The organism is Dehalococcoidia bacterium, assembly GCA_003597995.1.
Classification (GTDB): domain Bacteria; phylum Chloroflexota; class Dehalococcoidia; order Dehalococcoidales; family UBA1222; genus SURF-27.
The window spans coordinates 1-21,212 of sequence record QZJY01000060.1 but is presented as its reverse complement, the minus strand read 5'-3'; the positions used below and the strand labels follow the sequence as shown (position 1 = coordinate 21,212).

General features: G+C 50.1%; 29 protein-coding genes. 2 read left to right on the top strand and 27 right to left on the bottom strand.

What is annotated here, in order from left to right:
* Positions 1–65: 65 nt before the first annotated feature.
* The 26 genes from C4542_08100 to C4542_07975 all read right to left on the bottom strand — a co-directional run bounded on the left by C4542_08100 (position 66) and on the right by C4542_07975 (position 18,199).
* The gene (locus tag C4542_08100; GenBank protein ID RJO60802.1) at positions 66–299 is read right to left on the bottom strand and encodes a hypothetical protein; all 234 of its coding nucleotides are present in this window, start codon (positions 297–299) and stop codon (positions 66–68) included.
* Positions 296–655, bottom strand: a complete 360-nt coding sequence (locus C4542_08095) for a hypothetical protein (GenBank protein RJO60801.1) — start codon at positions 653–655, stop codon at positions 296–298. Before C4542_08095 ends, C4542_08100 begins: the two co-directional genes overlap by 4 nt.
* Complete coding sequence (locus tag C4542_08090; GenBank protein ID RJO60800.1) at positions 652–2,658, bottom strand: hypothetical protein; 2,007 nt, start codon at positions 2,656–2,658, stop codon at positions 652–654. Before C4542_08090 ends, C4542_08095 begins: the two co-directional genes overlap by 4 nt.
* A gap of 32 nt (positions 2,659–2,690) precedes the next feature.
* Entirely contained in the window at positions 2,691–4,193 is a 1,503-nt protein-coding gene (locus C4542_08085; protein ID RJO60799.1) for a terminase, read from the bottom strand.
* Complete coding sequence (locus C4542_08080) at positions 4,193–6,763, bottom strand: hypothetical protein (GenBank protein RJO60798.1); 2,571 nt, start codon at positions 6,761–6,763, stop codon at positions 4,193–4,195. Before C4542_08080 ends, C4542_08085 begins: the two co-directional genes overlap by 1 nt.
* 86 nt (positions 6,764–6,849) lie before the next feature.
* The gene (locus C4542_08075) at positions 6,850–7,227 is read right to left on the bottom strand and encodes a hypothetical protein (GenBank protein ID RJO60797.1); all 378 of its coding nucleotides are present in this window, start codon (positions 7,225–7,227) and stop codon (positions 6,850–6,852) included.
* Positions 7,227–8,510, bottom strand: a complete 1,284-nt coding sequence (locus tag C4542_08070) for a hypothetical protein (protein RJO60796.1) — start codon at positions 8,508–8,510, stop codon at positions 7,227–7,229. Before C4542_08070 ends, C4542_08075 begins: the two co-directional genes overlap by 1 nt.
* Entirely contained in the window at positions 8,510–8,743 is a 234-nt protein-coding gene (locus C4542_08065) for a hypothetical protein (GenBank protein RJO60795.1), read from the bottom strand. Before C4542_08065 ends, C4542_08070 begins: the two co-directional genes overlap by 1 nt.
* Positions 8,743–9,750 (bottom strand): hypothetical protein, encoded by a 1,008-nt coding sequence (locus C4542_08060; protein ID RJO60794.1) that lies wholly within the window; start codon positions 9,748–9,750, stop codon positions 8,743–8,745. Before C4542_08060 ends, C4542_08065 begins: the two co-directional genes overlap by 1 nt.
* A 17-nt stretch (positions 9,751–9,767) precedes the next feature.
* The gene (locus C4542_08055) at positions 9,768–10,040 is read right to left on the bottom strand and encodes a hypothetical protein (protein RJO60793.1); all 273 of its coding nucleotides are present in this window, start codon (positions 10,038–10,040) and stop codon (positions 9,768–9,770) included.
* A gap of 137 nt (positions 10,041–10,177) precedes the next feature.
* On the bottom strand, positions 10,178–10,639 hold the full coding sequence (locus C4542_08050; protein ID RJO60792.1) for a hypothetical protein: 462 nt from the start codon (positions 10,637–10,639) through the stop codon (positions 10,178–10,180).
* Positions 10,639–10,959 (bottom strand): hypothetical protein, encoded by a 321-nt coding sequence (locus tag C4542_08045; GenBank protein RJO60791.1) that lies wholly within the window; start codon positions 10,957–10,959, stop codon positions 10,639–10,641. Before C4542_08045 ends, C4542_08050 begins: the two co-directional genes overlap by 1 nt.
* Before the next feature lie 1,238 nt (positions 10,960–12,197).
* The gene (locus C4542_08040; GenBank protein ID RJO60790.1) at positions 12,198–12,464 is read right to left on the bottom strand and encodes a hypothetical protein; all 267 of its coding nucleotides are present in this window, start codon (positions 12,462–12,464) and stop codon (positions 12,198–12,200) included.
* Complete coding sequence (locus tag C4542_08035; GenBank protein RJO60789.1) at positions 12,465–12,824, bottom strand: hypothetical protein; 360 nt, start codon at positions 12,822–12,824, stop codon at positions 12,465–12,467. It abuts the gene before it with no gap.
* A 221-nt stretch (positions 12,825–13,045) separates the two neighbouring features.
* Entirely contained in the window at positions 13,046–13,261 is a 216-nt protein-coding gene (locus C4542_08030) for a hypothetical protein (protein ID RJO60788.1), read from the bottom strand.
* A 2-nt stretch (positions 13,262–13,263) separates the two neighbouring features.
* A complete protein-coding gene (locus C4542_08025; GenBank protein RJO60787.1) occupies positions 13,264–13,647 on the bottom strand; it encodes a hypothetical protein in 384 nt (127 codons plus the stop codon).
* Positions 13,647–14,036 (bottom strand): hypothetical protein, encoded by a 390-nt coding sequence (locus tag C4542_08020; GenBank protein RJO60786.1) that lies wholly within the window; start codon positions 14,034–14,036, stop codon positions 13,647–13,649. Before C4542_08020 ends, C4542_08025 begins: the two co-directional genes overlap by 1 nt.
* Positions 14,036–14,350, bottom strand: coding sequence for a hypothetical protein (locus C4542_08015; protein ID RJO60785.1), 315 nt, complete (start codon positions 14,348–14,350; stop codon positions 14,036–14,038). The genes C4542_08020 and C4542_08015 overlap by 1 nt, the downstream gene beginning before the upstream one ends.
* Positions 14,347–14,589, bottom strand: coding sequence for a hypothetical protein (locus tag C4542_08010; GenBank protein RJO60784.1), 243 nt, complete (start codon positions 14,587–14,589; stop codon positions 14,347–14,349). Before C4542_08010 ends, C4542_08015 begins: the two co-directional genes overlap by 4 nt.
* A 9-nt stretch (positions 14,590–14,598) precedes the next feature.
* A complete protein-coding gene (locus tag C4542_08005) occupies positions 14,599–14,883 on the bottom strand; it encodes a hypothetical protein (protein ID RJO60783.1) in 285 nt (94 codons plus the stop codon).
* An 88-nt stretch (positions 14,884–14,971) separates the two neighbouring features.
* Positions 14,972–15,253: a hypothetical protein gene (locus tag C4542_08000; protein ID RJO60782.1), complete on the bottom strand. Its 282-nt coding sequence runs from the start codon at positions 15,251–15,253 to the stop codon at positions 14,972–14,974.
* Positions 15,254–15,836: 583 nt separating this feature from the next.
* On the bottom strand, positions 15,837–16,016 hold the full coding sequence (locus tag C4542_07995; protein ID RJO60781.1) for a hypothetical protein: 180 nt from the start codon (positions 16,014–16,016) through the stop codon (positions 15,837–15,839).
* A 144-nt stretch (positions 16,017–16,160) separates the two neighbouring features.
* Positions 16,161–16,421 carry a hypothetical protein gene (locus C4542_07990; protein RJO60780.1) on the bottom strand — a complete coding sequence of 87 codons (261 nt, stop codon included), beginning with the start codon at positions 16,419–16,421 and terminating at the stop codon, positions 16,161–16,163.
* A 350-nt stretch (positions 16,422–16,771) separates the two neighbouring features.
* Positions 16,772–17,008, bottom strand: coding sequence for a hypothetical protein (locus C4542_07985; protein ID RJO60779.1), 237 nt, complete (start codon positions 17,006–17,008; stop codon positions 16,772–16,774).
* Positions 17,009–17,069: 61 nt separating this feature from the next.
* Positions 17,070–17,666: a DNA cytosine methyltransferase gene (locus C4542_07980; protein ID RJO60778.1), complete on the bottom strand. Its 597-nt coding sequence runs from the start codon at positions 17,664–17,666 to the stop codon at positions 17,070–17,072.
* A gap of 20 nt (positions 17,667–17,686) precedes the next feature.
* On the bottom strand, positions 17,687–18,199 hold the full coding sequence (locus C4542_07975; GenBank protein ID RJO60777.1) for a peptide chain release factor-like protein: 513 nt from the start codon (positions 18,197–18,199) through the stop codon (positions 17,687–17,689).
* Positions 18,200–18,576: 377 nt separating this feature from the next.
* Between C4542_07975 and C4542_07970 the strand changes: the two genes are divergently transcribed.
* Positions 18,577–19,032, top strand: coding sequence for a hypothetical protein (locus C4542_07970; protein RJO60776.1), 456 nt, complete (start codon positions 18,577–18,579; stop codon positions 19,030–19,032).
* A gap of 108 nt (positions 19,033–19,140) precedes the next feature.
* Here the strand turns inward: C4542_07970 and C4542_07965 are convergent, their stop codons facing one another.
* Positions 19,141–19,965: a terminase small subunit gene (locus tag C4542_07965; protein RJO60775.1), complete on the bottom strand. Its 825-nt coding sequence runs from the start codon at positions 19,963–19,965 to the stop codon at positions 19,141–19,143.
* 58 nt (positions 19,966–20,023) lie between these two features.
* On the opposite strand from C4542_07965, the gene C4542_07960 reads away from it, so the two are divergent.
* A partial coding sequence (locus C4542_07960; protein RJO60774.1) for a hypothetical protein occupies positions 20,024–21,212 on the top strand: 1,189 nt, incomplete at its 3' end.

Sequence of the window (21,212 nt, the reverse complement as noted above, 5' to 3'; positions counted from 1 at the left end):
ATTACCTATAATAAGTTGTTAGCCAAAAGTCAAGAGATTTCTGATAAAAGGATAAGGATGTCGTCTTAGTCGCCCGTGGTCAGGTTCAACACCTCATCCAGCGCCTCGCAATAGCCGTATGCCCTGAACGAGTTCGCCTGCGTCTTGTCGGCGTTCTCAACATCGAGACCGACGCCACGCCCTGAATCCCTGCGCTTCATGTCCAGCTTGTCGGCTATGGCCTTGAAGATGGCCTGTGTCATCTGGCTGCCCTTCCACTGCTGAAGCTCATCCCTGCGGATACCTTGGACTATAATCATGCGAAGCTCCGGGCTAAACATTCATCGAACACATCCATTGTGAATAATATCATCGTAGGATAATCGCCTTCATCAACATCGTCGTGTATTATTCCAGCGAATGTTGGCGATGGGCATACTTGAGAATCTCGCCAACAAAGGATATCGCCACTCCATATCTTCTCGCCAGCGGGACAGGGGCCGTGCTCAATAACATTTTCTGGCCTGATCCAAACGGGTAATTCTCCGGCTTCTACCGTCTTTAGCGCCACCCCAATAGAAGCGGGAACGTGATACAACTTCCCATCTCGCTCATATACAACCGCGCCCTTCTCTAATCGTTCTCCCGCAGAGAACTCGCTTTGCTTGACTATCATTTACTCTCCTTCTTCCTGGCCGCAGGCTTCTTGGCGGCGGCTTCGGCCTTGGCTTTGTCGGCCTCCACCTTCTTGCGATTGGTTTCGGCGGCAGTGATCTTGACGGCGGCGTTGACCTGTTCCTTCATGCCCTTGTTCTTAATATCTTCCTTCATCTCAAGAAGTTCCAGCTTGAGTTTCGTAAGCTCATACGGCAGCTTCTTTAGTTCCACACCAAATCTCAGGTCTTCGCGCTTGGAGTCCTGTGCCAGAATATCGACCTTGGCCTGTTCGGCTGCGGCCTTTGGATCAGGAGCTGGCTGCCAGTCGGGCGGCGGCAGGATGGCATCGATATCTTCTACGTTCAGCGCGTCATAGTAGCGGCGGTAGTGCTCGCGCATGTACTGCCACGGCAGGCCCATCTCCTTGGCGGCGGCAAGACCCTGCTCGGCCTTGATGAGTTTCTCCACTACTGTAATCTCTTCGGCGGCTCCGACCGGCACCACATCCAGCGACTCGGTGTTGTATGCCATGCCGCTGATGGCGCGATCCTCTGTCTCGAACAGGCGGAAGAACTGCTCCTGCGTCATGGACATGTGCTTGGCGTTCAGGTCGAACAGTAGCCGGAACTCATCCTTCAGTCCCTTGAACAGTCTGCCGGACGCGGCCTTATAGAACTTCATGCCCTGCTCGATCAGGGCCAGCGTAGTGCTGGCTGGCTGATTGGCCGTACTGTGCTCACCGGTCAGTACGTCAACGCTGTTGCCAAGGCGTTCAAAGGATTCGAGCAGGAGGCCGAGCACCTGATACATGACCATGCTCGGCTCACGGGCGGGCAACATGAAGATTTTCTTGGTGATGTCATCGAAGTTATTCTGGCTGACCTTCAACTCATGCGGAGCGAAACTGACAGTCCCCTGGCCGATGCCGATGTCGTGCGACACCACGCCAGCGGTCGTATTGTACCACGTTCCGCTGTCGATAGTCTGGTTGATGATGCTGTTCAGAATATGGTTGGGATGCAGCAGCAGTTGGCCGAAGCCCCATCCGTAGATATTGCGATCCGGGGCAGGCATGAAAAGATAGCGCACGAAATACTGGATAGGCTTGATCTTGGCGATACGCTTCTCATCAGCGGTGATACTGATACCTTGCTCATTAAAACGCGGCCTGATACGCAGAACTTTCTTGCTATCCTTATGAATAGTAACCACATAAGGTTCATCGAGATCATCGTCGTCCAAGTCCAGCCAACGGTGCTGTTCGAGGATGACGTATGATGGTTCCTTCTCCCGCAGTTCGCCGGTCTTGGCTTCGCTGTCACCGTGGCCGAGTTCGACATCCTCAAGGTACAGCCCCGCCCGCTGGCGCTCGACTATCTCACGCTTGGATAGTTCAAAAACATGCGTAATCCGCTTGGCGCTCGACAAGCTACGGGCCTTAAAGTGGATCACTATGTCCAGCGGACTGTAGTATTCGGAGACGTTACGTTGGTTCGGAATGTCGCGGTAGACTTTCTGGAAAGCGCAGCCGTAAGCAGGAAGCGACAGGAGCATGGCATCCTTCTCGCCGATCCAGTCCTCCATCTCATCCGTAAGCTGCCAACTCATGTGCTCACTAACCAGCGAGGCGATCTTAGCCTTGGCTCCCTGCGGGTCTGGCCCGTTCACCCTGCACTTGACGGCCCGCTGCCCCTTCATCATCAGCGGCAGGCTACGGCTATTGAACTGGACACACGCCTGAGCCAGCAGGGGATAGATGGCATTAGAAGCGCCGTCCCACGGCCACGTTTTCTTCTGCATCAGCAGGCGCACCAGCTTCTCGGCCTGCTCCATCTGGGCTTCCCACTCAACCCGGCTCTGCTTGTCGATCTCGTACTCTTCGGCTACAAGCACGCCGATCTCGCGCAACTCTTCTTCCTTGAGCGAGTCGGCGACATTCAGCATCCCGGTATACTCAAGCAGTTTCTTGACCTTGGTGTTCCGGGCCACCTTCTTGCGATCCGCAACTTCCGTTGTCGCCATGCGTTACGTCCTTGTTAGAATATAAAAAGACATCAATATCCGGTTATCATGCTTCTGGTTCTGTCAGCCCGCATACGCTGCCGCTCGGCCTCGGCGTAGTCGTACTCATCTTCCAGCATGTGTTGCGGGATAACTTTCTGAGTGAAGGTCATAGCTAAGGCGTCACCCCAGTCCGGCGAGGCTAAATCCCGTTTTTTCATATCTTCTTTTTTCTCAAGGATGAGTCTTTCAACCCGATCAAATCCATACATTGGGCCGGTCAGGTCGTCGGTCATTACATCTTTGTCTTTTTGAGACAGGGTCGTCATATCCCCCACTTCCAGCCAATCGCGCATTTCTCCCCAGCACTGCGCACGCTTGTTCGACCATTTGCCATCAGACGAGGCGTGCGCACCATTGTGCTCCATCCACCGACGGCCCAATTGCCTGCCCCGATCAACCACACCAGCGCCGATGCCGACAACATCGACAAAAATTGCATCAACATCGCGCTCTTCATCCTCATACTTGGCGAGCAACTGCGCGGTCTGCATTGTGTCTATCCCGTGGAACCCCTTCATCCACAATAGCTTGACGCCCTTGCGGCAACAAAATACAGTAGAGTCATCCCCAAACCGTGCCACATCCACTGCGATAACTTTAGCCGCGTGACGATAAGAATCGAGTTTATGCTCACGTTCCAGCGCTCCTTCAACAAGTGCACTGGAAATAAATTGCATACTGGAACGCTTCGGGAATTTGCCGAGGATAGACACTCGGATAACATCATCATCCTCCCCATAAAGGGCAACACGCCGATTAAGTTCCTCTTTGTTTGTGACTTTCGCGGTACGCGAATCTATTGAGCGAGTATCCCAAATGTCCCGCTCTTTATGGAAAATCGCATGAAATTGGCCGGTGTTTTGTGTCGGGTTCCCGAAGGCAAGCCAAACGGCCCCCTTCGTAGTCATTACGCCGTTACCAATGTTCCAGATGTTATCATGGATTGTCGAGCCTTCATCAAAAATCATCATAACGTATTTTTCGTGCGTACCGGCGAACGCCTGCGCGTTATGTTCCGACCACGGAATTGCAGAAGCGTACCACGTGTCCTCGTTGCCCTTGAGACGATACGAGGTTGCAGTCCAGTCCCACAAGTGGCCGTTAAGCGCCATATTATTCCACTTGGCAAGTTCACGCCAAGTCTTCGTACTTAACTGCTTTTCAGTGTTTGCGGTTACTACTAACTGCGGATATGGGCGAGTGTCGCAGAACCATCTAATCAGCCACGCCACAAGACAAGTTTTTCCGATGCCCCAGCCCGACGCCACGGCCATTTTGACATTTGAGCGCTTGCCATCCGCCACCTCCTCTATATGCCTGCCAAGGTCTACGAGAAACTTGGATTGCCATGTATCTGGCCCCTCTTCGTTTTCAAGTGGAGTGCCCGACTGCCCCCAAGGATACGATGCCATAACATGACCCAATGGATCATAAAAAAATTGCATCATATACTCGCCGAGCTTCACGTCATCGGCTGTAGCTTTGAAGGCCATTAGTTAAAGGTCTCCGTCAATCTCGTTACACCCGCAGAATGCCCGACCCAGACGCGGCCTGCTGTGTCTGGATAGACGCTGAGTATCCGGTACTGCGGCAGACTGTCACTCGTGCTCGCCGGATAGTACCTGCGCCAACTGACGCCATTGGGCGTGTCTGGCTGATACGCCACAAGCCCCGAATCCGTGGCGATCCACAAAACAAGGTTGACATTATCGTAGACGATATCCTTCACCCTGCGGTTAACAAGGCTATCGCTCCAATCCGTCCATGTAGTGTCGTTATCGAATTGGACAAGGCCATCATCGCCACCGAACCAGATGCTGGAATCAACGCCGCAAATCGCTATCGCATAGTTCACGTTGCCGTTAATCCAACTATTGGTAGTAGTATAGTCTATCCAGTAGCCGCCTATGATGCGGCTCACGCCGTTGTCGGTCGCCAGCCACGCCGAACTGGTGGAGTCAAAGGCCACATCGTATACCCTGTCGCCGATCAGTCCGCTGTCGGAATCGAATACGGTTTCCACGGTATCGCCGAAGATATAGACGTAGCCCATGCCGTTGGCGACCCACGCCTGAGATACGCCGCCACTGTCGGGTACCAGTGTCCATACAACGCTATCAGGGATAATGCCTTCGGTAATTAACGAGTCGGAAGTGAAAGAGAGTGTATCGTGGCGGGTAAGGCCGACCGGGGAACCGGTGAATATCGTACTGTCTGGCAACCCGATGCCAGCGAGTATGTTGTTTCTACTTTTCTGCGCGAAGGATGAATCATCATATACATACCGCGCTATCGTCGTATCGCTGTCTTGCCGGTAAAGTCCCATAGCGGTGCCGAACCATAGGCGGTCAATCGCATCCGGCCAGATCGCCCGCACTGGATTGGCGATGATACTGTCCTCCGGTAGTGTCGATATCGTTTCCCAGAGAGTGGAGATAGCGTATTCCGTACTAATGGTATCGTTGACCGTACTGTAAATTCGATTCGCTCTGTTGACAGCAAATGCGGTTACGACATAAAATGTATCAATTGTCAGGGTATCGGCGCTGGATGTGTTGAGGAAAAAGGAATCGGAAACCCATGTGGCACCGCTCGAATCGGAAACGGTATAGAGCGGATTGCCAGCATCGCCTACCAGATAGTAGCGGAAACCTACGCTGTCCAGACCATCCCCTACAGAGTCTATTCTCGCGCCAAGCGTGGCATAGACGTTGCCACCGACAAAGAACGTGGTGTCCACATCCTTGTTGGTTATAACCGCTGGCGGGGCCAGCGTGGTGTAGTCTATCATAAGATACGGCTTGTATGTGGTAGCTGAAATGACACCCCACCGGCTGGAGTCGGTCGGAAAGTCCGACCGGTTGACGTCCATAGATGACAAGATCATCATCCGTAGGCTGTCATTAGCCATCGCCGCCAGCAAGGCCGCCTTGCCAGCCGTAGTAAGTGGCAATTCAACCCAACTCGACGTATCCGTACTTGCTATTCTGGTGCTGTCAACAAACACATTCATCGCCGTGTAGGGTGCGCCATCCACCCATCCGGTGAAGTCGTTGAACCAGTCGGTGGCAATTGCTCCGCTGAACGTCCCTTCTCCGACAACGATATCCAGCGAATCGACCACAATAGTAGGATATATAAATAATGATGCAGAAACAATGGAGTCGGCCCATGTCAGTTGATCGGTTGCAAACGTCAGGGCCGTCCGGTTGACATGATACTTGCCATTGCCGCCCGTTCGGTATCCGATATTCATGGTTGTCGTAGAGACGCTGGACGCGTGGGTTGAATCGTGAACTTGGTAATCTAACGTGGTATCGGCGTTCAGGAGCAGTCCGCCGCTCGATGCGGAAACGACAGTATCATAAGCGGCGGATCGATAATAGATAGTAAGGTATGGCAGCGAGTTTGCGGGCGTGGAACGCCAACTGGTTAACCCCTGCGTCGCCGAAGTCGGAGTGTAGTTGGCAATGTCTTGACCATTCAGCAGGGCCATCCTGATTGTATCTGCCCCGATTTTACTGAGGAGCGTATCGAGTCCGGCCTGCGTGAATAACCGGCTCTGCCAGCCATTATCACTTGTATCCTGAACAAATGGTTCTGTGTAATTAACGACGCCATACGCCGATGAATCCGTCCATCCAGTGAATTGACTGTACCATGCGGTGCTAATAGTATCTGAAGCTTCATAACCCCCGGTGTAAGTGCCCTCGACAACGTGAGTGGAGTCGCTGTCCTGGAAATCTATTGGATCGCCCAATAAGTACATGAACAACCGGGCCGAGTCAACCCTGACGGCTGGCGTCAAATCCGTCAAATCAAGCATCAGGAAGCCGCGAGACACGGTATAATCGGTGACGGTCGTGTCCGCATTAAAAACCGCGAACTCGGTTGCCGTCGCTTCGCCAACCGTAGCGTTTCGTGCGACCGCGTATGAAGCATCGGCATACTTTACAGAACGGCGCGTGGCTGCGGAATCAAGTATTGCTACAGTGGCGCTTGTGACCTGCGCCTGCAACGGACAGGCGAACAGCAGCAGAACGAGTACGACGAGTTTCTTCATGTCCCATCCTTGGGATAATTAAGACGCTTCCATGCTGAACGACATACCCCTCCATATTAATGGAGTAATAAAGTCAACCCGTTTTGTCAAGAGATTTCTTCGGTGTCGGGATCAAAGACCATACACGTTCTTTTCTGTATCGCATCCATCATCTTCTGGGTATCTGGTTTTCCATCCACCATATATTCCTCCGGTGGAACGATGAATCCGGTCGGATATACTATATGCGTGTACTTCTTGCCGCGCAGGGCAAAGGTTGTTATTGACGGTGCCCTTATCTTCATGAAGCGGCAACCGCAAGAGGGACAGTCTGAGTTTCTTAAATGGCGACCGCCCTTGATTACTATCTTTCCGCAATCGCATTTGCATAGCCACCTCGTTCTACCGTCACGAGTGTTGTCGGCCCTCTCAACGACCCGCAATTTGCCGAATCGCTGACCCGTTAAATCCATTAACTTCGGCATTATCCAAGCCTCCTTACCTTACGCACAACATCATCGGCATTGTCGGCCAACACCAAGAAGGTAGAGTCATTGTCAATCACTTTGTCCCACTGGATTTCCGGGTCGTCCAACTCGGTCTCTGATGAATCGTCTATATCCATTTGTCCTCGCGCTGCCCGCGTATCCGCAGTCGCATTGACTCGAATCATATAAAACCCATGCTGCTGGAGATATTCAAATTCATTCTTAAACCGACAATCCGAGACAATGGCTCCTTCGCCCAAGGGCAACTGTTTAAGCCAGTAGTCTGGGTCTTGCGCCCGACGCATCTGTCCCAAAACTATCAGACCTGGACGCACCTTGGGGTCGGACAACTTAAGGCGATTCACCTCGCTCACAATATCGGCCACCTCGCCCATTGCGAATCTTTCTACGCAATTAGTCTTGAACCACTCGATCTTGAGCGGCGTGGCGATAGACTCCTCGTGCCAAGACGACGGAGATGGAAATGCCTTGATAAGCATATCGGTTAAGGTGGACTTTCCACTTCGGGCCTTGCCTGAGATCGCTATCCCTCTCGGCTTATCGTAATACTGGCCGTGGACGGGACAGGAGTAGTGCATAGTGCAGACCGGCATGGTGTTTACATCATCGCCGATGAAGTCAGGAGAACCTTTGGACTCAAGCTCTCTGCCACACCAACAGCTTTCCGGTTCACTGACGACCACGGGTGGCGCTTCACCAATCGCCTTCCATGTTGACTCGCCTGTAGCTTTGTCTTTCGTCAACGAATAGCCGTAGGATTTCATCGCGTACCGGGGCACATAGCCACTGGCTTCATCGGTCGTACAACCGCACTGGCAGGCGTGAGTCGGAAGTTCAGGGGCAGGTTCATCCGTTATCCCCACATGGTACGCCGCGCCGTTCCTGGTCATCTCGATTTCGTCAAGCTCCTCAATCTGGCGCATGACCCGCGTCCAGCTACCCTCAAAGCGCACAGCCCTGTCATCGATGAAATACTTGGCTGGCGGCTTGCCGGGATTCTGTCCATCCATCACCGGAGCATCGTTGATGTAATCGAATGGAATGCAATTGCGCTTCAGGTAATCCCTGATCGCGTCCACTTCGCCGCGAGTAGTGAAGACGCATATCTGATAGCGGAAGCTGTCCCGTAATCTTGCCAGTGCTGCCGCCACTCCCGGCAACGGTTCACCAAAAACGCCGATGCCCTTCCATCCGTCGTACTGCGCTATTGTGCCATCAAAATCAATACAGATCAAAGGCTTGTCTTTATAATCTGCCATCATTCCCCCTTAACGCAAGACAGTTCTTTCAAGGTCTCATCCAGCATCTCCAATTCAGACTGAAGCGCCTTAATGCGAGATCGATGATCCATAATTTGCCTTTGCAACACGTTTTGAATTCCCATCAGGATAGTAGCGCACCGCCCCTGCGATTCGCCCATTTCTCCCCATTTGTGTCCAGCCGACACATAATAACCCTGCTCGTCTTGGTTAAATCGTATTGTCAGTTCCATCATTCCCCCTTGGTTGATTGCTCCCGCCCGATTGCTACGTAGTCGAATAACTGCATCAGGTCGGGGTGATCCATGTAGTAGCCGAGCTTCTTATCCTTGATCCAGCCGAACGCCGGAAGCCAGTCGGGATGCGTGGTTTCGCGCATATTCTTATAGAATACCAAGTCTTTATCTACCATGCCGCCAAGCTGGATGGTTATATAGTCGGCGGACATATCGAAGCCCAGCGCCGACATGTGGGCGTGCGTTCCAATGATATGCCGATGGTACTTGTAAGCAAACTGTTTCTCCACTGTCGGCGGGTTTTTGGAATAACTGGATGGATGCAGGCCGATATACTTGCCCTCGATCTCGCACTTGGCGTAGTTGCTTACAACTACCTTGTCGGATTCAAAGAACTTCTTATACTGATGCCACGGCGTATCCGAGACGTTTACGCCGAGAATGGCACTGTAGGCGGCAAACTCGTCATCCTTAGTATTTGCCTCGAACATCTTCTTAATGCGTTTGAGAAATTTTATCACCCTTTCATCGTGGTTCCCACGGATGAACGTGATACGGTCGAACCGCTTCTCCATCTCCTTCAGGTAGTCGCGGGCGATGTAAAGCTCATCCATGAGCGTATATTGATCGCCGCCGAAGTCAAACTTGGACACAGACTCGAAGTCAATCAGATCACCCAAAATTACGAGTTGCTTTAAGCCAAGTATATCCGCAACCTGTAACGCCTTGTCCAGTAAGGCCATGTCAATAAACGGCAAGTGGATATCGTTCAGAACCAGATGGTCACCATACAGCCTTGGATAGTCAGTCCACCGTTTCGGGGCGCACTTGTCGAAGATGGCTTGATACTCCTGCATCTCACGGCCCCGCTCGTGATTTTCAAGGAGCATCCTGTAACGCAAAAGCGTCTCAGGCCGGAGGGCGAAATGCTCCAGCGCGGCTTGCTCCCCATGCTTGTCAGCGTAATCGATTCTCTCTTGCGCGGTATCAAGGCGTATCGCCAAGTTGCCTCCAGGTTGAGTTAGCGTGCAGACGGATGCGGCAAGCCACTGCAACTCCAAGTAAAAACGGCATGATGGATATCGTCGCCACAAGTAATTTCATAATCGGGCTTCGGCGGCGGCGTACCGGTGTTGGGAGTTGTCCAAGTATAATACGGCGGCCACTGCGGCACTGGCGGATACGGATACGGCACTGGCAGTATCTCCTTTGGCTTCATCCTTTCCGCCGACAGTTCGGCCTCCAGCCGCTCGATCTTCTTCTGAAGATGCTGGATCACTTCCTGTTCGGACATCTCGCGTCCGCAATTTGGACAGTTCATATTGCCTCCTTAGTTAAGGTGCTGTGCCGGGGGTCTTATGGTTCCCCGCTTCGAGGCCCAGGGGGTTTTGGCCACTATTTTATCACTCACGTGCCCCGGCACAGCACGAGTTATTCCTTCAAATGCCACGCATTCCAGCGTTTATCCCATATCCAGCACTGTGTTTCTTCCGGCAGGGCATCCTCGCCCATTGACTCGTAGGAGAACTTGACGTACAGCGTATCGTCGGCGGTTATCCGGTAGCCGCTGAAATACTGTTGCCACTTCGGTCTATTGGTTGTCATGTCGTTTATAAAGTCGATAGCTCGGTGGGGGAAAACGTAGATGGTATCAACCACGGTATCCGCTGCCATTATCGGCGCAGGCAGTATCGTAGCCTTGATGGTGCATGATGTCAGAACGATCACCAGCAGCAGGCCGATGACGGCCCCGACGTAGATCAGGTATCTCTTAAATTCGACGGCCAAAATCACCCCCGCCACTACGGCAAAGATACAGACGTAGACCACCAGTCCAAGGCCGAACCAAGCCTTCTTGAGCCAAGTAAAGCTATAGTTAGGAAGGATATACATCACTTGCTCCGGTTGGCTTGAAGCAGATCGTAAACACCACGGGCCACTTCCTGTATCCACAACGAAAACTGCTCATGGTCGCAGCAAAAAAGATACTGCTTTGCCCCTATCGTCTTTGTGTAGCGCACACCCATCTCGGATGCCGAAGCTTCCGCTATTTCATGCATGAAGGCCAACACCAAGTCGGCCTCCTGCGCTTCCCGGCCAAGTCCTATCGTCCCGCTATTAAGGTCGGTCTCAAACTCGCCGCCACAGCCTTCAACGCGAACTATCTTAAGTGGAACGCCGCAGGTCATATAGGACTTTGGCAGCTTAATCATCTTCGTAGATTATCCTTTCATGCTTGCATGTCGAACCCTTGCAGTCCGCATTGAACTTGGTGCAATGCAACGGCTTAAGCTCACCCTGATAGGTGTTGACCCCATCCCGGCGACACTCCTTAAACTGGTCGTGGAACGACTTGTAGGATTTGAGTTTCATATTTCCTCCACCATCTCCCAATCGTCATCAACTTCGACTTCACAACCGCAGGCCGGGCATGTCACCGTTTCCGGCAGAATCTCGCCAGCGTTCAGGACGACTATCGGTTCCCAAATATTATTGCAGATCGGACATTCCATTCCAACTACCATCCCTTATCGAGACTTGGGAATAGCACATAAATCGCTCGTTTAATTTTAAGTAAAACCCCGCTCCGCCACAATTTACTCTCAACACACCCGCCGGGCGTAGGCATCAACGCGCCTTCAGCTTTGATTGGATATAAATCAAAGTTCATCTTTATATCCCCCTTTTGCAGAAATATAGTTACATCGCTCGGAAAACTGGTACGAACTGTCGGTTCTTAAAATATCCGAAGCTGGCTGGTTTCCGGCAGTTGGCTCAAGCCACTGCACACCACGTTGCCCCCTGCATGTGGACTACAGGATGGGACGTACCAACCGAGGGCGATCTCTCTGGCGAACAGACTAAGCGCGTCCACAATTATCGCGCCGCTTCGGATTTTGATGGAGCGGGCCGGAATCGAACCGGCCAACAGGGCCGCCTTACCAGTCGGTCATTGGCACCGCGCTCCGCTCCAAAGTTTTCAGTTCTTTTATTTTAGGACGAACGTGGCTTGGGTAATCCGGCGTCTTGCCCCAAGCCGCCCCGTGCTCTCCGCTGGTAAAGATCGATTTGTATAGCGGCATACCGGATACGAGGCGACGGACGTTCGGCTGTATTTTTTTAGGCGAAGTCCACGTCCATGTTCGCTCCGCCGTTAGCAGAGGGCGAGTTGCCTTTGTCCAACGCACTGTACGTTAGAGACTCGCCCTCGCGCCCCCGACCACGAAGGATCGGGAGGGGATTGGTCTACGACCAGTAGTGTTTTCTTGGCGATACAACCGCTGCCAGCCGGTGCATCAGCATGGCGTTGTTCAGCCACGCCTTCTTCGTCGCCGGAGGAACGGCGCGACGACCGATCCAAGCCCTGCAATCCTTCCACTGCCTATGCGTCAGGCCGCGTATCGGACTGCCAAGTACAAGCGTAAGCCTATGACTGTAAGTAGATAGGCGCTTATAAGGCATAAAGTCCCTCGGCAGTTAAAACGACAGTTCCCGTGGCTGGCCCCCCAAAGGATTCGACGGCCTCTCCGATAGTAGCGTATGGATTGGACGGTGTACCATCACCCCGGCCCTTGGCGCACCTGCAATCCACCCACACCGTCTTCTCATCCAAGTTTAGATGGGGCTTCTTCGGCAGCGCTTTAATGCCGATGGCGGCCAGCGGAGCGGCTATACATAGGCCCAAAAACGACTTCCGGTTCATTCGTTTATAAGGCATTTACATCCACCCCCTGCGATCAACTTCATACCATTGCCTTCCGTTGTCTCGCGCCATGTCGAGATAGGCCATCCCAATGCCGTACCTCTCAACATGTACACGACAAGGCTGATAGCGATCTTCTATAGCCATAATCCTTTTTACGGAATCATGCAAGGAGCGGTCAGGCAATACGTGAATTTCAATAATCGCATTTCCATCTCGTACAGCTACGCCGGTTTCCTCGTCACCATAGCACGCTGGTTCGCAAAATATCTCGTAACGCGGAACAGTTGGCGGGGCTTGTCCCAAGGCGGCCTTAATCCCTATCGCGGCCAGTGGGGCGGCTATACACAACTGGAGCATATCCTTGCGATTCATGCCGCCGCCTCCTTTTTCTTGCGATCTTTTTCCAGGTAGGCCAGTTGGATACAGTTGGAACACAGGATGGACTTGACGTTATCGCCATGTTTTACGTTATGGCGTTCGCCGGTATGCAGGTTGAGCGCTCTCTCCGGCTGGCCGCACTTACGACAGTAGATGGTCATCGTTTTCTCCATGCAACAATAATAACCATAATAATTATAAAAAGCAAGGAAGTGTCAACCGCGCCTTGCGATGGCGGCGTTTGCCCAGAAAACGGCCTCCTCAAGATGCGTCAATGCCAGCGACAATTCCCGGCTTTCGGGGCAATGCTCCACCAAAATATACGCCAGATGAAGCGCGTTCTTGCGTATTGATTCATACATCTCTGGCTGGCCCTCTTTCGGGGCGTGGTAAGTAAATCTGCATTGAAGTTCATCTACGTCGTAAGCCATTTTTACCTCCAGTACCTTTCTGTAGTCTCTCCTTCGTAGCGTACGATAACAGTATCGGCGGGGATAACGATGCCGACGAAACACCAGCGCTTGCTGTACGACTGGCCTTCCCATACGTAAAGGTTGACAGGATTTTCCAGCACGAACAGGCTGTCGGCAATAACCTTGTACTCCGGCGGTGGCAGAAAAGAGACGGATGAGTCTATTAAATCATAGTTAGGCGGTGGCTCATACATCATGTTGTCGGGATGCGGCACCACGTACTGCGCCGGTAGCGGCTGCGGATCGCAGACCATGCAGGCGACGGCTATCAGGGCGCAGCCGATGATGATGATCGCTGGCCCGAACTCCACTACCCAACTGCGTTTAGTCTTGACCGGTTCCATTATGCCTCCTTGGTCGCGTTGGCTTTGTCTATCGATTTACAGATGCGACAATAACGCGCCGTGAGGTGGTGCATAGCCGCCTGATAAAAGAAGTAGAGTTCGTGCTTGTTAAGCATCGATTTTATCTGTCCACTCTCTGTTCGATAGGTCTTTTGGTCGTCCAGTGGAATAAGCAGGAAGTCCACCAAATCATCAGAAAACTCGTGGCGCTTGTGGACGCGAATCGAAGGGCCACCGAGGGTTGACGCCTCGTTGTCGCCCGTCAACTGTATCCATTCGTTATACTGGCCGTGTTCCCAACCGCCATGCTTACGTAACTTAGCATTCTCGGTTTCGAGAGCGGCGATCTTATCTTGCATGTCGGAAACAGATTGAGCTACAGTACGCATTACTCCTCCAATCCGCTGTTCAGGACAGCGCGGTAGTCCTGGATGGTATACCACTTGTGCAGTATCTCGGCGTAAGCATCCTCCAGCATCTCGGCGCAACGCTTGCGGCTGCCACGGATGGCGACGAAGAACTCGTTGTCATTGATGACGCAGGACTCATCGCCGTCAGGTTCATACTTGATGGTCACATGGTAGCCCTCGTGGGCCAGAACGACCATCATGCGGTCAACCTTTTCCTTGCGGGCCGTTGTCCTGACAGCCTTCTCGGCCAACTCGACCGATGGCGTTCCAAGCATGGCAAGCTGTTCGGTCATAAATCCCCCTTGGCATCATAAGTAAATTCGCAGCCATCATGCAGTGGCAGTAGGCCACGGAGCTTGGCGTTTTCATCCGTTATAAAAAAACCAATGCGGTACAAGTCGGCACGATCTGGCGCTTGATCCATAGCATCGGACAGCGTAACGCCGCTGGTCACAAAAAACTCAAACTCACCCCGCTCATCAACAGCGAGGAAGACACCATAGGCCGTGTTCGGGTTCAGGCGTGTCAGCATAAATCCCCCTTATAGAAGTTCGTTCTGCTGCGACTTCTTGGAGCCACGGGACTTGACCGACTCCCGTTCCAGGTTTTTCTTGTCGGGGAAGGATATCTCCATGTCGATCTTGCCGGTTTGCTCCAGCATCTGGTAGAAATATAGCCGCCTACCGACGGCGTACACATCCGGCTTCAATAGCCTTTCCTTGACTTTACCATTCATCCTCGGCCAGCAATCCATACAGACAACCAGCCCCGGCATCTTGTAGCCATGACAGGCCGGACATTCACGGGAAAGGAGGTGGTCGGTCATCATCCCCTCCAAATCTGGTACATGGTGACGAGGCTGCCAGCCAGAAAGCACAGGCTGCCGATGGAATAAAGGATGAGCGGAAGGTATTTCATGCTATCTCCTTGGCGTGGTCGATTACGTCGCGAGCCTCTTTTTGTATATCAGCTAACGCAACGCCTACTATAATTGCGCCTTCTTCTAAAGTGGCTGTCGGCAAAGACCTGAACGCATCCCCAACCAAGCCTTGTATTTTTTTCAGTGCTACCAGCATACCCGGTGCGGCGCGATACACCGCTTCCTCAGCCTTGTCTTTCATCGCCAGCATTATCAACGTCTGACCCCGATACTTTGGATCGGTAGACGTATAGGTAAAAACCTTTTCGTCGCTCATTTTACCCCCTTGGATAAGTGTTGTTGTTACAGTATATGGACAGGAAGGGGAAAAGTCAAGGCTTAGTTGATTGGAATCGGCCCATAAACGGCCCAATCGGCTCATGGCCGCGCCGGGCAAGGTTCTGCTTATTTGACGGGTAGTTGACTGGAAAAAGATTCGGCCCTGCGGGAAGACTTTGACAAGAGTCCCGCAAGGCCGATGGTGTGGGGGAGAAAATCTGCCAAGCTTAAGGATGAAGGCGTTGGCATCTATAATCTAATCACAAAGGGCCGAGACTGCAAGGGGAATGTTCAGGTTTTTCTTCCGTCCAATAATAACGAACAGGCCGGAATTTTGGACAAACTACCATTTCGTTGGCATCGCCGGATTGGTCTCCGACCGATTTCCAGCCCCGTAGGGCGATTTTCTCACCCGCGCCCTTGTCGGGACATGCCTGAAGCCCAGAAAATACAACCACGAAAGCCGGGTGAAGCGACGGCCATGTTTTATAGGGGCAAAAGAGACCCCTTGACCACCTTTTCCCGCCCTGAAACCAGCTACGAAACCGAACCGGTTAAGCCTTCAACCGGAAAAAGGAGTGTCAGGATGGGGTGTTATCGGCGGTCTCCAGATATACTCCGGTTACCTCACCAACCAAGCTTAGTTCGTCCGAACTTGCCGTCTCCCCATAGCTGGACTTGCTTTTCTTGATAATCTTAAACTCGCTTGTCTCCACCGGAAAGCGGACATTCGACGGCGGAATCTCGATTATGATACGCATTTTTCCTCCTCAGAATTTCCGATGTTGACTATCGCCCCCAGCCTGTCGCCACTGATCGAATCGTATATGCCGATCTCATCATCAGGCCAGCCGTCTACAACCACTACCGGGATTTCATAGTCACCTACTCGCATACTTCCCCCTTCATGCGTTAGAAATTTTTCCCCTGCACTTATTGAGAAGCTCCTCGTCGCTTAACTTCTCATACCGCGAACAAAGCCCGTCCGAACCAATTTCGACCTCCCGCAATAAGCAATTCATAAACTCGCCATCATGGTGTCTGCAACTAACCATCAGGCATTCGACAACGTAAGCATCGGGAATCTTCAGGTTACTCCTCTCCATTATGACCATCAGCACAATCACCACCACCACTATGCCGACCACCAGAACGAGAATCCACATCATTCCCCCTTGAAATCGGGCTTACATGAAGGGCAGTAGTCGTAACCCTTGTGGGAAGTCCAGCCCGCCTCCGTGGCAACGTCGTCCATCAAGGCACATTTCATACGAAAAACTTCATGTGCGGCAATGAACGCATCGGCAACCTCCATCCACCATGACTTGCCACACTCATCTATGACGCATGACGTGAATGACGTCAGATTTCGGAAAGTCGCCATGAAAGGGGTTTTAAAATAGTTTACCGATTCTGGTGTCATACGCGTCATGGCGTCATGGTCTTAGTTCGATACCTTGCCAGTTTCGGCCATTACAATCCCTACAGGTCATTAGCATGATTTGCAGAACTTCAATCATATCTCCCCCTCCAGCCGGTCAATCGTGTCCGCTATCACCCGCAACTCGGCAGAAGAGAATAACGAACGGCTTACCGATGGCTCAAAAGAATGATCGCCACCGTTTCCATAAACCCCAATATCACGGAAAATCCTCCCACGGGAGATGCCTTCTGAATCGACGACCTGCCACTCCTGTTGTCCTCCCAGCCCCCTCATGTCCCCCAGCCAAAGCCCAGCGCCAATACTCTCCATGATGCCTCCAGGTTAATGTTGTTTTGTTGTTAATATAACCAAAAGAAAAGAAAAGGCAAGGCTATAAACTTCCCCATTGGTCGGCCATTGCCTCGGCGATGCCTTGAAAACTCCGACTTCGATCTTTAGTGTTGCCCCGCCCCCCTTCGGGTACAGCATCAAAGCGCCGCCACGGACGCTTATTCCCCGGCTTAACCCAGTTTCCCTGTGGTTCGACTTTGTTTGTGGCGCGTAGCACTGGCAAGTCTTTCAACCATAAGCAAGTTTCCTTAAGCCAAGGGTCACCAAACATCCAGGGGTGGATAATCTGGTCAGGCTTTCGGACGGCTGTATTGATTTTTCCTACGGGATTTTCCAGGCATATCCGGAGAACCGGGGCCTCCAGTAACTTGCGCACAAAATCCAGGGCTTCGCGCTGCTCTTGCTCCTTAAATTTCCAACACCACGCGCCCGCCTTACTTAGATGTGTACATGGTGGATGCGCGATCATCAAGTCGAACTTGGAAAAGTCGATCATAGACAGAACGTCGCCCTGGTAGTGCCGCGCCCCTATCGGGCTTTCACACGGCAGCAGGTCACACGACCACGCATCATGCCCACGTTTCAGGAAAGCGTCCCTGACCACGCCGCTAAATTCACAGGCCACCAGTACCTTCATACCACCCCCTTTAAATAAGGCTATATCTCCGTCCACTTGCCACCAACTTGACCCTCAACCCGCAAATTAGAAGGACGCATCTCCTGATTGACCCTCTCATCAACATCGTCAAACATCCCGGCGGCACGGCATATCTCCAGCTTCAACCACGCCTTGAATTTCGGCGTCTCCACCAGCCGCCTGAACGCCACTATCTGATTCTGATGCATCTTGCGCTGCTCCGTTCCCGTCGCCGTCGCACCCGAAGCCCTGTGCGTTATCCTCACACAATTCGGATGCCGGTTCCGATGCTGACCACCCGCGCCAGAACCAGAAAACGTCGCTATATCAAAATCCTTCCGCGTCACCGAAAACAAGAGTTCCTTGTCCGGCATACCACCCCCTTGGTTTAATTGTTGTTGTATTATAACAACCATAAAGACAAAAAGCAAGAGCGTTCGAAAAACTTTGCATTGTAGAAGAGGGAGAGAGAGGCACAGGGGGACACCACCCGTAAGAGTTGCGGATGACCACCTCCAACCATTACCACCCATCTGCCTTAATGCCAATCATATACAACAATTCCTCACAAACAACCACCCACCGCTGTAAGTATACACAAGGGGTTCGAAAAAGATGCAGGAGGCCCCCAATCAAGAAAAACACCCACGAGCAATAGATGACAGGAGAGATGGATTCCTTTGAAGGGCCGCCACCGGTCGCCCCTCCCCTGGGGGGGCTTTTTGTCGCTGCCAGGAAAAGTAATTCTTTTTTCCTATGATCCGCGCCAGTACCGGCCGCCAGTGCCTTTGCAGCAATTAACGAGTATATACATAAGCGTTAATTCACTTGACTATTTATTATTATTATTGTATATTAGATATAGGTTCGATAACGAACCATAACCTTAACCTCTGGCAAGGGGACTATAATGTATAGCAGACTACACAACGATAACATCGGCTCTGTTTCATCGGGTACTATGCGCCCAGAAGACTTGATACCCGCTTTCTTGTGGGAATTGGAGCACCAGAGCAAACTCCTCAAGGGCCACAAGGGACTAATCGAAGAGATTAATACTCGCATGGAGAGTGACGAGTATTACGAAACTGAGGACGCAGATTATGACTTGGAAGCTTTGTTTGACGCACTGAACGAATACTGCATGCCGTATTTTTATTTTGGTGCGCACCCTGGAGACGGTGCGGATTTTGGATATTGGCTCTGTGAAGATTTTAAATACAACTTCGACGGGCTGAAAGTTGACGATTTATCCGATATCCCCACTGGCTACACTGGCGAAGTGCTACAAGTCAATGACCACGGCAACATGACACTGTATTACTGTTCCCTGGGTAGATTATACGAGATATGGAGTATTGTGTAACTCTCAACTCTTGCCCGGCGCTACCACAGGCCGGGCTATTTTTTTGCCTATACTTGGATATGGCTTGACTTGAGAAAATGCAGTGGCGGGCTTGCGGTGCGGTCAAAATTAGTCAATCTCTGTAAAATCTGCCTCTATCGCTCCAGGTGCATCGATTTCACGGTTAGAACGTTTCACGACTCTGGCATGTGCGGCGGCAAGTGCGTTACCCAATTCGTGAGTTACGTTTATGTCAACTTTATCCGTCAGCATGCCAAGATATTTCATCAATTGCTCCCGCGCCCGTTGCCTATCGTAAAAAGTAACTTCGATTTTGCCGTCCTTATTTTCTTTAATCGACTTGATAGTTTGTCGAACCTGTAGCGGTATATTTTTTAAACTTTTTAATTCGAGAGCTTCACCAGTCCAATTGAAAACATCCGCCGGATCAAGATTAACCTCGTTCTGAATTCCTTCAAGTATATCTGTTCGGCTTATATCAAGGTTTTGCGCGGTGTGGTCTGTAATTTCTGATAAGCGTGTCCGAATATCGGCATATGTGAGCAAGCGGCTTCCATTGGTTCTTGCCGTATCGTAAGTTATTACATTATCGGGCGTTACGTCTTTTATGGATTGCAAATAACTTGTGGTAGCGTTTAGATTACGGGAATATAGCTGACAGAATCTTTCGTGGAATGGATTTTTAAGGGGAGTGCCTATAGACATATATTTATTTATACTAATATCTAATACAGGTATATTTATTACACTTGTATTTATATCTTTATTATCTTTCTTTTTTATATCTTTACTATCTTTATTATTATCTTCTTTATTCTTTATATCTATATCTTTTATATTCATATCTATATTACTATCAGGTATAATATTATTTATATTATTATCTATATCTTTCTTGATATATTTATTACTCTTTCTAATGTGTTTTCTCATAATATATTTATATCCTTTAAATATAATATATATACAATATATAATTGATAATTAAAAAATGTCTAAAGAACAAGCTATCGTTAAAAAACAAGCATTTGAAGCCGAAATTGGCAAAATGTGGAAAATAATGCAAAAAATGACACCAGAAAAGCGTGCTCAATTTGTTCAACAATTGGATGAAGGCATGATTACTGCATTACGTAGTTATTCCAATCCGTACAAAAAGCCTGTTTTTATTGGCGATCGTAACCGATATTTGGCATTTTCTGTAATAAATTTAACCGAAAAATATTGTCAACGATTTGCAATGACCAGTTTAATTGGCTTTTTATATAGAATGTTAGATGAATTTAGCCCAGCTGCGGCCAAAAATTATATAAGCGAAAACGATCCAAAATTTGCTAATCTTTATAACGCAAAAATTAAACAATTAACCGCAAGTAAACCCGAACAATTATTAACCGAGCAATGGAACGCATTAAAAACCGAAATCGAGGCTATTAAAGCGGAATTAAAAGATGATCCCAATACTGCTGATAAACGTATTGTGGTTAAAGCCAAAGTTAAAGAAAGTTTTCTGGTCCGTGCGAAAATTATCAAATATAAAACATATACTTTTAATCGCGAACTCGATACTTTGAAAGATAATCAAAATTATTTGCAAATGCGTTTACAAGCAACTAAACATGAAATTAAACAATTAACCGAATTAAAAGATATTTTCGAACTTAAATTAAAAAAGCGATTGGAATATGATGCAAAACGTAAAACCATTGAATCGAGTGATTTATCGCGGGTTGAACCAAAATTTGGTTCAAGCTTCAAATCTAGCGATTTATCGCGGGTTGAACCACAAGAAACTGAAAAATCCAATGTTTCATATCACGATGAAGGCGATGAATTAGATGATGAAATGCCAGCTTTAGAATCCGCTGAACCAGAATATATTGATGATCCTAGTTTACCTAGTGAAGATATTGATGAAAATGGTGAAGTGCGTAATTTAAAAAATACATTGACTATTCAAGATGTTAATCAACCCTTGGAAAATTTCTATAAAGTAATTGAAAATAAAACCAAAAATATTGAAATAGTTAATAAACGATTACTTACACATGAAACTGAGTTTAATGAACGTGCTACCAAGTTAGAAACATTGGAGAAAAATATTAAAGAATACAAAGATAGATTATCGCAATTAAAAACTGAATATGATCAAATATTTTGTGTTGGTGCTAAGAAAACCA

What these genes read in the sequence shown, in the direction of transcription:
- C4542_08100 (RJO60802.1), bottom strand. Translation starts at nt 299, where the DNA reads ATGATTATAGTCCAAGGTATCCGCAGGGATGAGCTTCAGCAGTGGAAG.
- C4542_08095 (RJO60801.1), bottom strand. Translation starts at nt 655, where the DNA reads ATGATAGTCAAGCAAAGCGAGTTCTCTGCGGGAGAACGATTAGAGAAG.
- C4542_08090 (RJO60800.1), bottom strand. Translation starts at nt 2,658, where the DNA reads ATGGCGACAACGGAAGTTGCGGATCGCAAGAAGGTGGCCCGGAACACC.
- C4542_08085 (RJO60799.1), bottom strand. Translation starts at nt 4,193, where the DNA reads ATGGCCTTCAAAGCTACAGCCGATGACGTGAAGCTCGGCGAGTATATG.
- C4542_08080 (RJO60798.1), bottom strand. Translation starts at nt 6,763, where the DNA reads ATGAAGAAACTCGTCGTACTCGTTCTGCTGCTGTTCGCCTGTCCGTTG.
- C4542_08075 (RJO60797.1), bottom strand. Translation starts at nt 7,227, where the DNA reads ATGCCGAAGTTAATGGATTTAACGGGTCAGCGATTCGGCAAATTGCGG.
- C4542_08070 (RJO60796.1), bottom strand. Translation starts at nt 8,510, where the DNA reads ATGGCAGATTATAAAGACAAGCCTTTGATCTGTATTGATTTTGATGGC.
- C4542_08065 (RJO60795.1), bottom strand. Translation starts at nt 8,743, where the DNA reads ATGGAACTGACAATACGATTTAACCAAGACGAGCAGGGTTATTATGTG.
- C4542_08055 (RJO60793.1), bottom strand. Translation starts at nt 10,040, where the DNA reads ATGTCCGAACAGGAAGTGATCCAGCATCTTCAGAAGAAGATCGAGCGG.
- C4542_08050 (RJO60792.1), bottom strand. Translation starts at nt 10,639, where the DNA reads ATGTATATCCTTCCTAACTATAGCTTTACTTGGCTCAAGAAGGCTTGG.
- C4542_08045 (RJO60791.1), bottom strand. Translation starts at nt 10,959, where the DNA reads ATGATTAAGCTGCCAAAGTCCTATATGACCTGCGGCGTTCCACTTAAG.
- C4542_08040 (RJO60790.1), bottom strand. Translation starts at nt 12,464, where the DNA reads ATGCCTTATAAACGAATGAACCGGAAGTCGTTTTTGGGCCTATGTATA.
- C4542_08035 (RJO60789.1), bottom strand. Translation starts at nt 12,824, where the DNA reads ATGAATCGCAAGGATATGCTCCAGTTGTGTATAGCCGCCCCACTGGCC.
- C4542_08030 (RJO60788.1), bottom strand. Translation starts at nt 13,261, where the DNA reads ATGGCTTACGACGTAGATGAACTTCAATGCAGATTTACTTACCACGCC.
- C4542_08025 (RJO60787.1), bottom strand. Translation starts at nt 13,647, where the DNA reads ATGGAACCGGTCAAGACTAAACGCAGTTGGGTAGTGGAGTTCGGGCCA.
- C4542_08020 (RJO60786.1), bottom strand. Translation starts at nt 14,036, where the DNA reads ATGCGTACTGTAGCTCAATCTGTTTCCGACATGCAAGATAAGATCGCC.
- C4542_08015 (RJO60785.1), bottom strand. Translation starts at nt 14,350, where the DNA reads ATGACCGAACAGCTTGCCATGCTTGGAACGCCATCGGTCGAGTTGGCC.
- C4542_08010 (RJO60784.1), bottom strand. Translation starts at nt 14,589, where the DNA reads ATGCTGACACGCCTGAACCCGAACACGGCCTATGGTGTCTTCCTCGCT.
- C4542_08005 (RJO60783.1), bottom strand. Translation starts at nt 14,883, where the DNA reads ATGACCGACCACCTCCTTTCCCGTGAATGTCCGGCCTGTCATGGCTAC.
- C4542_08000 (RJO60782.1), bottom strand. Translation starts at nt 15,253, where the DNA reads ATGAGCGACGAAAAGGTTTTTACCTATACGTCTACCGATCCAAAGTAT.
- C4542_07995 (RJO60781.1), bottom strand. Translation starts at nt 16,016, where the DNA reads ATGCGTATCATAATCGAGATTCCGCCGTCGAATGTCCGCTTTCCGGTG.
- C4542_07990 (RJO60780.1), bottom strand. Translation starts at nt 16,421, where the DNA reads ATGTGGATTCTCGTTCTGGTGGTCGGCATAGTGGTGGTGGTGATTGTG.
- C4542_07985 (RJO60779.1), bottom strand. Translation starts at nt 17,008, where the DNA reads ATGGAGAGTATTGGCGCTGGGCTTTGGCTGGGGGACATGAGGGGGCTG.
- C4542_07980 (RJO60778.1), bottom strand. Translation starts at nt 17,666, where the DNA reads ATGAAGGTACTGGTGGCCTGTGAATTTAGCGGCGTGGTCAGGGACGCT.
- C4542_07975 (RJO60777.1), bottom strand. Translation starts at nt 18,199, where the DNA reads ATGGGTGGTAATGGTTGGAGGTGGTCATCCGCAACTCTTACGGGTGGT.
- C4542_07970 (RJO60776.1), top strand. Translation starts at nt 18,577, where the DNA reads ATGTATAGCAGACTACACAACGATAACATCGGCTCTGTTTCATCGGGT.
- C4542_07965 (RJO60775.1), bottom strand. Translation starts at nt 19,965, where the DNA reads ATGAGAAAACACATTAGAAAGAGTAATAAATATATCAAGAAAGATATA.